This is a genomic window from Arachidicoccus ginsenosidivorans (assembly GCF_007971385.1).
Taxonomy (GTDB): Bacteria; Bacteroidota; Bacteroidia; order Chitinophagales; family Chitinophagaceae; genus Arachidicoccus; species Arachidicoccus ginsenosidivorans.
The window spans coordinates 2,017,928-2,031,362 of the sequence record NZ_CP042434.1 but is presented as its reverse complement, the minus strand read 5'-3'; the positions used below and the strand labels follow the sequence as shown (position 1 = coordinate 2,031,362).

Sequence of the window (13,435 nt, the reverse complement as noted above, 5' to 3'; positions counted from 1 at the left end):
GCTTGCATTTTGTGCAGTATTTGCTGTATAAACCCATTATTATAATCCTGGGGACTTGCCAGGTGGTTTTGTAATGTAAACCTGGGTTGAACCCTATAGATAGATCAAAAAAACTACATAATGAAAAAACTGAACCTTATTATTATTGTTGTTGTATTGGCCGCTTCATCCGTGCAGGCACAGATCAGTCATGAGTTATGGTTGGGTGAACAAACGCCAGCAGCAGTAAATGTTGTGAGTGTAAAGTCGTCTCCCACTTTGGAAATTGCAAAAAAGGAACTACAAGACCGCTTTGTCGGTACACCTGGTTCGACCATAAGGATCCTTGTTGATAAGAAAGGAAACAATGATTTGAAAACTGATGGATACAAGCTTGATAATAATACGATTAAGGCAAAATCGGATATAGGCGCCTTATATGGCGCATATGCCCTCTTGAGACGGCAGCAAACAGGTGAACCTGTCTCAGGAGTTGTTTCCAATCCTTCCTATGAACGGCGAATACTAGATCATTGGGATAATTTAGATGGTTCCGTGGAACGTGGATATGCCGGCAACTCCATCTTTTGGCATGGAAAAGATTCACTGGCAGTATTGCCTTCTGATCGAAAATTGTGGCATGAATACGCCAGGGCGAATTGTTCAATCGGTATTAACGGCTCGGTGATCAATAATGTAAACGCCTCTCCTTTGGTTTTAACTGATGCTTATCTGCAACGCGTGAAGGCAATTGCAGATATACTACGACCTTATGGAATAAAAATCTATCTCTCTGTAAATTTTGCGTCTCCTGTAGCGCTCAAAGAACTTAGTACAGCTGATCCGTTGGACGGGAAGGTCATTTCCTGGTGGAGTCAAAAGGTAAAGGAAATCTATTCGATTATTCCGGATTTTGGTGGATTCTTAGTGAAGGCAAGTAGTGAAGGGCAGCCCGGGCCGCAAAATTACGGACGCTCGCACGCTGAAGGTGCAAATATGCTGGCGGATGCGCTGAAACCTTATGACGGTATTGTCATGTGGCGCGCATTTGTCTATACAGCAAATGATGAGGACCGCGCGAAACAGGCCTACGCTGAGTTTACACCACTGGATGGCAAATTCCGGGACAATGTGATTATCCAGGTCAAAAATGGCCCCATTGATTTCCAGCCCAGAGAGCCCTTTAGCCCTTTGTTCGGTGCCATGAAAAAAACTTCAGTCATGGTCGAATTCCAAATTACGCAGGAATATCTGGGGCATTCAACACATCTTGTATTTCTGTCGCCCATGTGGGAGGAGTGCCTAAAGAGCGACACCTACCAAAATGGCAAAGGAAGTACCGTCGCGAAGTGCACGGATGGCAGTATTTATGATCAGGCCCATACGGCTATTGCAGGTGTGTCGAATATTGGCCTGGACAGCAATTGGTGTGGTCACCCATTTGCCCAGGCCAATTGGTATGCCTTTGGCCGACTGGCATGGAATAATGAATTGGCCAGTGAACAAATCGCGGATGAGTGGTTAAAGCTTAGCTTTCATAAGGATGCTGCAAAGATGAAAAATAATCTGGATTATGCCGCCAATTGGTCCAGGCATTTTTTGCAGCCTGTAAAACAAATGATGTTGGATAGCCGTGAGGCAGCGGTCAATTATATGATGCCTTTGGGACTACATCATATCATGTCAGCAAACGGTCATTATGGCCCTGGTCCCTGGTGGGCTCCGAAAGGTGTCCGCTCAGACTGGACTCCACCCTATTATCATCAGGCAGACAAAAATGGAATTGGTTTTGACAGGACTATTCAGGGAAGCGGCGCTGTGAGGCAATACCATGAACCGGTTTTATCAAAGTTTAATAATTTGGCCACCTGTCCTGATAAATACTTGCTTTGGTTCCACCATCTGCCTTGGAACTATAAAATGAAAGATGGACATACTCTCTGGGATGCGCTATGCTACCATTATGACAAAGGAGTGAAGCAAGTTCGTTCATTTCAGAAAATTTGGGACCGGGTTGCCCCTTTTATAGATAGCAGTCGTTTTTTAGAAGTGCAGATGAAGCTACGCTACCAGTGTGCAAATGCCATTCTCTGGAAGGACGCTTGTTTACTTTACTTCCAGCAGTTTAGTCGGATGGCGATTCCCTATGACATAGAGCGGCCTGTACATATGCTTAAAGATATAAGGGCAGATGAATTTAAAGTAAGGATAAAATAAAACTTAAATTAGAAGTCCTATCAACATTAGATCATAGCACATGTGGCCCGGAGTCTTGAATTTTTGGATCAATTTGAAGATTTGATCGCAAAATACTGTTGATACTGTGGTTAAGGAAATCTGGGCTGTCAATGTAAAATTCACATTTTCAATCAAATGACAATCGATTTTTTTATTTTTTATAAAAATATTTGTCAATATGGCGATTATTTATTTATTTTGGTTTCGGAAAATCTAAATGATTTGCTAAAAAGTAATTAGATTGAGCTGTTCAATCTGTTATTTTAGTTTTCTTTTGGGTTTTTGGGGAAAATTGAGTTTTTTGAAAAGCGAATGTTTTATAGAAAAACTTTAAAGAAGCTTAGGCGTGGGCAATAGCAAAATAAGAAGCGGCCGAATTCATAGCTTGGATTAAATGTTTTATTGAACATGACAGGCTTAGGTTGAGACTCATAGTTTTCGTCGAACTATCATATATATCACCATCCACTTAAATTTTAATTAAAAACAAAAACATGGATTCAACAATCTTTTTAAAAGCAGCCAAAATATTGCAATCGATTGCAATTTAATGATTAAACATTGATTAGTATTCCTTAACAAATTAAATATTGCACAACTATGCAAAAATTCGATTTAAGAAACTTGATTGTTTCTCTTATCCTAATCGTTACAGCGACCCTGCTTTCCTCCCCTGCCTTGCTTGCACAGGGTGGTACTTCTGCCGTGCATGGGGTTGTCACCGATTCAACTGGTGGCCCGATTAGTGGCGCATCGGTCAAAAATAGTGAAACGGGGAAAGGTACGTTTACTGATGCCAAGGGACAATTTTCAATACAAGCGGCTAAGGGTCAGGAACTGGAAATTTCCTATATTGGTTTTCAACCACAGAAAGTAATATATAATGGTCAATCTGACATCACGGTAACCCTGATGGCCAAAACCGACGCAAGTCTTCAGGACATTGTGGTTATCGGATACGGCACACAGAGGAAAGAAGCGGTTACCGGATCGGTCTCTTCTATTAGTGGAACCAGTCTCAGGGAAGTGCCCTCATCAAATGTTTCGGATGCACTTCAAGGCCGCCTACCGGGTGTTCAGATTTCTCAGACCTCTTCTCAGCCAGGGGCGGCTATGCAAATACATATTCGCGGTACCAGATCACTGACAGCAAGTAATGATCCATTAATTGTGTTAGATGGTATTCCTTTCGCGGGTTCTATTAGTGATATCGATGCAAACAGTATTAAAAGTCTGGATATATTGAAAGACGCATCTGCTACAGCAATTTATGGCTCACGCGGTGCAAATGGTGTAATATTAATCACGACTTATAAAGGGATTGCCGGGCAGAAAGCGAGAATTAGTATTAATAGTTATTACGGCATAAAGAAAGTCTTTTCAGAATATCCGATGATGAATGGACCTGAATTTATCGCCCTGCGTAAAGCAGCGGGTCAATATAATAATGGTACGGATGAAAAAGATAGTATTAATACAGATTGGCAAAAACTATTTTACAGAACGGCACATATGACTAGCCAGGATGTTAACGTTTCGGGTGGCACTGATCGTGGAAGCTATAATTTTGGCGCAAGTTATTATAAGGATGAGGCAGTAATTCCGACTCAGCAGTACAAGCGTTTTTCATTGCATGGATCGGTTGACCAGAAAATCGGGAAATACTTTCGTGTAGGTTTTTCAACGAATAATAATTTTAATATTACACAGGGCACTCAAGTTGGGACATATGGCATCTTAAGTATGTCACCCCTCGCCAGTCCTTATAATTCCGACGGCTCGATGAAACGAACGATTAAAATGCCCTTAGATGAATCTTGGGTGTATACAAGAAACAGTATTGAAAGCCTAAAAGATACCTGGCTAAGTCAAACAAAAGCTTATGGATCTTATAACTCGCTTTATGGTGAGGTGAAGGTGCCCTGGGTAGAAGGTTTAAAATATAGGATAAATGTGGGGTTAAATTACCGATCTAGTAATGGCGGAAACTATACGGGGGAGGGAATCAATAGTTCGAATGAAACGACTCCTTCTACGGCCTCTATTACTAACGCGCTCACGACTGATTGGACAATTGAAAACCTATTGACTTATGACAGAACATTTAAAAATAAACATCAATTAAATGTCGTCGCGCTTTATTCCACTGCGCAAAACAAGTATAATAGTTCGAATGTTGCGGCAAAAGATATCCCCGCCGATGCATTCCAATTCTACAACCTTGGACAGGCAGCTGGTGAAATCACTGTCGATCCGGCTAATCAGAGCTATCAGGTCAGTGGCTTGATGTCCTGGATGGGTCGTGCTATGTATTCCTATGATAACCGTTATATGATCACAGCAACTTTGCGGTCAGATGCCTCTTCCAGACTAGCTAAGGGCCATCAGTGGCATACTTACCCCGCTGTATCAGCAGGTTGGAATATCGCCAATGAATCCTTTATGAAAAATGTGTCGACTATCAACTCATTGAAGTTAAGGGTTGGGTATGGCCAAACGTCCAATCAATCCATTGCGCCTTACGCTACTTTAGGTAGATTATCGACTAGCCCTTACAATTTTGGAGATGATAATTATTCTACAGGATTCTATGTATCCGAACTACCCAATGCTGATTTGGGCTGGGAATATTCAGAGACATGGAACTACGGCTTGGATTTTTCACTTTTCAATAATCGGTTAAGTGGAACGGTGGAATATTATGTGACTAATACTAATAATATTTTGCTGGGTGTAAGCTTACCAGGTACATCCGGTGTTGGTAGCTATACTGCTAATATTGGGAAAACGCAGAATAAGGGATTTGAACTATCTCTTGATGGCTCCATCATTAATAATGTGAATGGATGGTCATGGGATGCTGGTATCAACATATATGGAAATCGCAATAAGCTGGTTCAATTAGCTTCCGGTCAAGATAGGGACGAAGGGAATGCCTGGTTTGTTGGTTACCCAATTGACGTAATATATGATTATCAGAAAGTTGGTCTTTGGCAGGAAGGTGATCCAAATCTTGATAAATTAGAACCAGGTGGCAATGTAGGGATGATCAAAGTGAAATATACAGGCGGATATAACACAGATGGATCACCCTTGAGGGCAATTGGACCGGATGACAGGCAAATAATGAGTATGGACCCAGATTTCGAAGGTGGTTTTAATACGCGTGTCGCTTACAAAGCCTTTGATTTAAGTGTAGTAGGTGTTTATAAAAGCGGCGGTATACTGATAAGCACGCTTTATTCTTCTGCAGGCTATCTCAATTTAATGAGCGGAAGGAGAAATAATGTTAAAATTGATTATTGGACTCCTGAAAATACAGATGCCACTTATCCTAAACCAGGAGGTATTGCTAGTGGTGATAACCCAAAATACGGATCAACTTTGGGCTATTTTGACGCTTCCTATATGAAGATCCGTACAATTTCTCTTGGTTATAATATCGCAAAAAATGATTGGATGAAAAAGTCCGGTATCAGCAACTTGAGGGTCTATTTTACTGTACAGAATCCATTTGTCATGTTTTCACCTTTCTATAATAAAACAGGCCTTGATCCAGAGACAAACTCTTATGGAGATCAAAACTCGGCCGTGTCTGCTTATCAACATCGTTTGCTGACATTGGGGACGAACACGCCTGCTACCCGAAATTACTTGATTGGATTTAATTTAACATTTTAAAAAGTATAATGATGAAACAGACATATATAAAAACACTCTTAAGAGCGACCTTAGTAGTCATTCTTTTTACTGGCTGTTCCAAAATTCTGGAGGAACAACCCAGGAGTATTTATACGCCGGATTTCTTTAAAACAAAGTCCGGGTTAATGGGAGGGCTAACAGAGATGTATGCACACCTGCGTAATATTTATGGACAGGCTTATTACTATAATACATGTGAGACGGGGACCGATGAGGTAACCTATGGGCAGAGTGCTGACCAGAATTTTAAGGTGATGGACCTCTCTGGACAAGGTGACATTACTTCAACTACCAGTCGCGCAGATGCAATATGGGGAACTACATTTACCAATATCAATACCGCTAGTGGAATAATCGAAAATGCTTCCAGCATACCAGATGTAACGAATGATCTAATAGCGGAAGCCAGACTTTTTAGAGCATTTGATTATTTTTTATTGGTGCAGACTTTTGGAGGAGTTCCGCTAGATCTTGGTGCCGGAGAACTCAAATTTAATACAAATCCAGTGCGAGAATCTGTACGCAATACGGTGCCTGAAGTCTACACAAAGGGTATTTTCCCTGACTTTGTAACTGCAGTGAAGGATTTGCCTGATAACCCAAGAGTCACTGGCGGTGCAACAAAAACCTTGGCGAGACTATTATTATCCAAGGCGTACCTGACCTATGGTTGGTGGTTGCAAAACCCAAAAAACATACCTACTTATCCAGCAACTGACAGAAATGATCCCGATGGCCATAATGCACAGTGGTATTTTCAACAGGCCTATGACATAGCCACTACAGCAATAGAGAATCCAGGACCATTTGCCTTACAACCTACATTTTATGATGTCAATAATGGGGCTAATGACCGCAATAGTGAAATATTACTGTATGCTGACCATACCGAGACCAGTGAGTATTATAATGGTGGAAGTCTTACTTCCGGTAGCGGAGGTGCGCCAGACAACTTTGCTGGTTGGATGATGACATGGAATTATCCAAATATGACTAGTAGTTCGACGCCAACCGGTTGGACGGCTGTAAATTCTGTACAGCGGGACGCCACACAAGCCTTAGGCAGACCCTGGACCAGAATGGCACCAACAATTGGTGCGATTGAAAATACCTTTGCAGATAAATCCAATGATTCCAGATATGATGGCACATTTACGACCGTTTATAGAGGTAATTGGGATGAGGCGGGTATTAGTGGGCCACTTTATAATGCGAATCATTTGAAAATTAATCCAGGAGATGCCGTGCTGACCTTCTTGAATGAAAGTCCCGCTACACCAATTGATTATTCAAATACGACTTATAAGAGCAATATTGGAGTTGGTGTGTTGCCAGGCCGTGCCGATTATGTTGTAGGTCCAAATGATATCAGTAGGATCGTCTATCCGGGTTTATGGAAACTTGGACCTTACCGGACGGATAATGGCGATGGTTTGGGACAGCCTAATGCAGGGAGTACTCGTCCATTCAATATTGCTAAATTCTCTGAGCTTTATTTTATTGCGGCTGAGGCGGCTGTAAAAGGTGCCACAACTAAAGCCGGAAACACAGCAAGGGATCTGATTAATGTAATCAGAGCACGTGCCGGAAAATGGAACTGGGATAACAACGGAAATGTCGCCAAGGTCGAAGACCGTAGTGCCGCAATGGTTGGAGCTACACCTACTACGATAACAATTGATTATATTTTGGCAGAACGTTCTCGCGAATATTACGGTGAAGGTTACCGCTGGTATGATCTGATCCGTACACAGGAATGGGGCGATTTGGCTTCTTCCTATAAAATCGCCGGCAGTAATGTTGGAGATCATACCGCAACTGTCGTGACCCGTAATATACAGCCTTATTTATATCTACGGCCAATTCCTCAAGGTGAATTAGACGCATTACAAATGAGTACAGAAGCAAAGGCTGCCTACCAAAATCCTGGATATGAATAGGCTACTTTGATTGAATTCTGACGCTTCTTTAAAAATCAGATAGTTTTAGCAAGTCATCAAATGGAATGTTAAGGCTATCTGATTTTTCATTTAATTATTACCTTCACTAGAAATTGTCGAACAATCTTTGTTTTACAAAGATTTCAAAGTAATTATTCGAGTATAAATTTGGAAGTTGGCCGCTCCTTAAAAATTGACCTTTTTGGCATTTAATCATGCACACTTAAAAACCTTGAGTTGAATTAATGCTTGAAGTACTAATGGCAGGTCTATTTTCTCCTTTATTTTAATTAATGGTTATAGCGTCGGATTTTATCTCCAAATATCAGGTAATTATTAACGAACGCTTCATCAATACGCGGATCAGACAAGCGGCTATAACATTCCAGGTGATTGGAGAACAATCGGTAAAGGTTATGGGCAAGTATTGACTTTGTGAGATCGAAGTCGATCTTAATAAGCATTAAAAGATTAACTTTATTTAGATTGGAAAATTCGATTTGCTCACTGATATGTTTCTCTACATTCCGTCTCCTAGTATGTTTTCTAACAATTTGTTCCGACAGAGATCGAAATTATTAGAAATGAAAAAGCCGATTTCCCTTTCCATAATCTATAAACATAACCTGGCGAACCTTTGCATCATATACCCTTAGCGTTATATTGCTGTCATTAAATTTTAATGTCCTGTTTTTATTGCCGCCGCATGGAACAAGTACTTTTTTCCTTCAGGAAGCCAGATGGTTTTGAATATTGTTTACTTATTTTTTTACGATGCGACGTATGCTTATAAATCTGCACCTTGTTCATTTAGGCGGCTCAGATGCTCATAGCTGGTAAATTTGCCGTCAAGGATCGTTTAATATTGCCCCACAGCACCAATACAGCACTGCAGATAAAAATCTCAATATTCTAGAACAATTTTACGTTTGTTTTTTTGCTTAACATCTGTATTGCCATAACCGATGATAGGGCTATCATGTTCATCAATCAATACGGCTAGCATGTTTGTGAGCACCTTGCCGTTTTTGCAATCCCAATTATGCTTGCACGCTACTCATCTCCAATAGGAAATTGTTATAAAGTCCATATTTTTGTTGATCCCTAATAAGCCTAATTCGATTCATTTAAGACGGATTACTTTTAAAAAATACCGATTCATTCTAACAGTAATGCGGTCAGGATGGGATGTTGTAAACCAGGTAACCATAAGCTCTCTATCCATGTATCTTATATTGTCCTCAGAGTATCAGCAAAAATTTGATGGCTTCTAAGCGATAGAACTCGGAATAGAGCTTAGTAGATTGATAAGTTTCGTCTCAAGATAATCGATTAGATAATAATACCAGTTTACCAAGTTTTGCAAAATAGGGAAGAAAACAGAGTTTATCAGCAGCACTTTTAGAGGGCTGATCTTCTTCAAAGGTCAGCGTTTTGGGTTTTAATGCAGTAAGCTTGATGACACTCAAAATTATCATAAACACACATAAGTAGTGACTCATAAACAGGTAATTCAATTTTAAACAGAGCTGCAAGTGGTATAAAATATTTACCTTATGTGAGATTTAATACGCAATGGATAAGGAACCATAATTAAAATAAAGATAATAATTTATGATTCAAAAATATATAGATGATAAATCACTTTTTTGAAATAGAGAATATTACCATTAAGCATTGATGTTACCCGAAAAATCTACGCGCGCCATTTGAAATGTTCAAAAAAACTGACTTTTCTAACAAACATCATTTAATTGCGAACAAAAAAGATATGAAAACGTTTTATTTTAGAATTTTTTTTTGAAGCTTATTAATTAATTGTTAACCATTTGCAATGGAAATCGACTTCATGTTTAAAAAAAGTTAAGGTATTATTTGTCAATTTGATAATTAATAAGTAATATTGTTGTATAATAATATTCAAGCAGTTATAAATTATAAGGTTATTACAGGGCATCAGATATTTTTTTTATTAATTAATTGCAATCGATTGAAATTATTCTTACTCTTGAAATATTAACATTATATTGTTTAAAAGTGATATTAGAATATTACGCTAAAATTAAAACACGAAGATCTATTATCTATACCATTGAATCGCTTTAAATGATGATCAAACGGCCTTATATGAGCGACATTATTTATTATTGAGATATAATGCATCATGCTTTTAAATTTGTTAAATCCCAGGAAATTGTACAAGAAATAGTTTGTGAGTAAAAACATAAAGACATTCTTAATGAATATAGAAAGCCGTTAAGTAAAAATCTGAGAGAAAAAATTTTGATTAAAAATGGCAATCGATTGTTTTTTTAATTAATGAAAATTTGGGAATTGTTTCTAAACCATCTAAGTGCTTATATCATTTGATTACACCACTTATATTATGACACGTATTAAATAATAAACAGAAAAAGGTATGTTTAATTGCAAAATCTGTCGAAATTTTGGCGCCCTAATAGATTATAATAAAATCTGGGCTATTTTAATTGTTTTATTATTACCGGTTCAGTTGACGCTTGGACAAGCCAATGGTAATAAAAAACAAAAAGATATCGTAGAAGGACTGGTTGTCAATGAAAAAAATGAACCAGTTATTGGAGCAAGTATACTCACCGTTGATGGTAGAAACAGTTCGGCCATAACGAATAATTCTGGTGAATTTTTGATAAAATATGAAGGAGCCTCAGCAAAATTGTTGGTCAGATATGTAGGGTATAAAGATGAGGAGGTTTTCGTTAGAGGTTCAAAAAGCCATTTGGTGATTCATTTAAAGCCAGAAATCGCTGAAATGGATAGTGTGGTAGTGGTCGGATATGGAAAACAAAACAAAGAAAGCGTCGTAGGCTCAATTGTTCAAACAACAGGAGAGGTGTTGAATCATTCAGGCGGCGTTACAAATTTAGGGATGGCTTTAACTGGGAATTTACCGGGGTTAATTACTAGCTCCTCCACAGGGATGCCCGGAGCAGAAGATCCTCAAATTGTCATACGTGCAGCTACTTCTTGGAATAATAGCGCTCCGCTTATATTAGTTGATGGTGTAGAGCGTCCAATAAGTCAAATTGATATATCGTCAGTTGCCACAGTTACAGTTCTTAAAGATGCATCAGCTACTGCTGTTTTTGGCGTAAAAGGAGCAAACGGTGTTATTTTGATAACCACCAAGCAAGGTTTTCTAGGGAAGGCTAAAATTCAAATTAGATCGAATGTTACAACGAAAATTGCTTCTAAGTTACCTGCAAAGTATGATTCTTATGATGCTTTAACGCTTAAAAATGGCGTAATAGCGAGGGAACTAATGCTAACTGATAATGGCTGGACGGCCTATAAACCTGAGGATATCTTGTTAAAATATAGATTTCCTGCATCAGATGCCGAGCGTGATCAATATCCAAATACAGATTGGGAAAAAGAATTATTTAAGAGCCATGCCATGTCCTATAATACAAGTGTCAATGTTTCTGGTGGTTCCCAATTCGTAAAATACTTTGCCGCCATTGATTTTGTGCATGAAGGAGATTTATTTAGAACCTTTCAGAATAATAGAGGATATTCTTCAGGGTTTGGATATACAAGGGTAAATGTGCGCAGTAACCTAGATTTTAATTTAACGAAAACAACCAAGTTTTCAACAAAACTATTTGGGTCAAATGGTTTAAGAAAAGTTCCATGGGGAGCATCCGACGGTGATGCGACCTACTGGGCCTCGGCTTACCGTACCGCACCTGATGCCATGCCCCCCATTTACTCGGATGGTACTTGGGCATTCTATTCGCCAAGAAATGCGGATGTTCCCAATTCGGTATATTCTCTAGCTATGTCGGGCGTTGAGAAGAGAACAAATACGCAATTAACAACTGACTTTATTTTGGAACAAGATCTTAGAATGATTGCTAAAGGGCTTAATTTCAGGGGAAGTTATTCACTTGACAATACCTTTCAGGAGGCAGGTAGAGGTATCAATGATTTGTATAATGATGCACAAAGAAAATGGATTGATCCTGAAACCGGAATAGTTTATTATTTGCAACAAATTAATACAGGAACTGAACTGGACTATTCGGACGGTGTGCGTTGGACAAGTCAAGGTGGTAATGTAAATACCGGTGCTACTTACAGAAGACTTAATTATTCATTTCAATTGAATTATGCCAGGAAATTTGGAGATCATGATCTCTCAGCAATGGCATTATTGTCCAGAGAAAAATATGCATCTGGTAGCGAATTTTATCATTACCGCGAAGATTATGTATTTAGAGCCACTTATAATTATAAATCCAAATATTTCTTTGAGGGAAATGGTGCATATAATGGATCAGAAAAATTCTCCGCAGATAACCGATTGGCATTCTTCCCATCTATGGCTGCGGGCTGGACTATAAGTAATGAAGATTTTTTGAAAAATGTAAATTTTTTGAATTTATTGAAGGTCAGAGCATCCTGGGGTAAGATTGGTGATGACAATGTTAATGGAAGGTGGTTATATACAGATCAATGGTCTTACGGAGGCAATACATTGATGGGCACAATACCGGCTAACACACCATATACCTATTATAGGATTAGTTCCCTTGGCAATCCTAATATACATTGGGAAGCTATGGAAAAGAGGAATCTAGGTGTAGATTTTGGATTTTTAAATAACGACATATCAGGTAGTGTGGATGTTTTCAGGGATCATAGAACGGATATCATCATAGGTGGTGGCGGTAGAGCTATACCTACTTATTTTGGTGTAACGGCTCCAAGTGCAAATCTTGGGGAGGTGATTGCGAAAGGTTACGAGGTGCAACTTAAACTGAGCCATACTTTTAATAAATTACATGCCTGGGTAAATTTGAGCCTCACCCATGCCAAGAACAAGGTGATTTATAGAGATGATCCTGAATTGTTACCTGCTTATCAAAAACAAGCCAATTACGCAATTGGACAAACCAGATCTTATTTAAATGAAGGGTTTATTACAACCTGGGATGATCTGTACGGAAGTACACAACGTTCTACTAATAATGACAATAAATTACCCGGTGATTATAATATAATAGATTTTAATGGTGATGGAGTAATTGATACATATGATCAGGCGCCAGAAGGATATACGGGTACACCTCAAAATACTTATAATGCAACCTGGGGATTAGAATGGAAAGGATTAAATATAATAATTCAATTCTATGGTGTTAATAATGTAACCAGAGAAGTCAGTTTCCCAACCTTCCATTCAACTTCTGACGTAGCCTTTGTTGAAGGGACTTATTGGACGCTGGCAAATGGCGGAAATATTCCATTTCCGCGCTGGGCTACGACAGTTGGCCCAGAAGCAAATGGAACAAGATATTTGTATGATGGATCATATCTAAGGCTGAAAAATGCAGAAATTGGATATACTCTGACTGGCCAATATATTAAAAGATTTGGCATGGAGTCATGCAAAATATATGTAAATGGAGATAATTTATTGCTGTGGACAAAAATGCCCGATGACCGGGAATCAAACTTTAGTGGAAACTCCAGTTTTGGTGCCTATCCTACAGTAAGAAGGTTTAACGTCGGAATTGATATAAATCTGTAAA

At 38.9% G+C, this 13,435-nt stretch carries 4 protein-coding genes; all 4 read left to right on the top strand.

Annotated elements, in window-relative coordinates:
• Nucleotides 1-120 precede the first annotated feature (120 nt).
• The 4 genes from FSB73_RS08165 to FSB73_RS08150 all read left to right on the top strand — a co-directional run bounded on the left by FSB73_RS08165 (nt 121) and on the right by FSB73_RS08150 (nt 13,434).
• Nucleotides 121-2,196: an alpha-glucuronidase gene (locus FSB73_RS08165; protein WP_146781017.1), complete on the top strand. Its 2,076-nt coding sequence runs from the start codon at nt 121-123 to the stop codon at nt 2,194-2,196.
• A 621-nt stretch (nt 2,197-2,817) separates the two neighbouring features.
• Entirely contained in the window at nt 2,818-5,898 is a 3,081-nt protein-coding gene (locus FSB73_RS08160; RefSeq protein ID WP_146781016.1) for a SusC/RagA family TonB-linked outer membrane protein, read from the top strand.
• Nucleotides 5,899-5,906: 8 nt separating this feature from the next.
• Nucleotides 5,907-7,859: a RagB/SusD family nutrient uptake outer membrane protein gene (locus FSB73_RS08155; RefSeq protein WP_225974625.1), complete on the top strand. Its 1,953-nt coding sequence runs from the start codon at nt 5,907-5,909 to the stop codon at nt 7,857-7,859.
• A 2,419-nt stretch (nt 7,860-10,278) separates the two neighbouring features.
• A complete protein-coding gene (locus FSB73_RS08150) occupies nt 10,279-13,434 on the top strand; it encodes a SusC/RagA family TonB-linked outer membrane protein (protein ID WP_146781015.1) in 3,156 nt (1,051 codons plus the stop codon).
• The last annotated feature ends 1 nt before the right edge of the window (nt 13,435 follow it).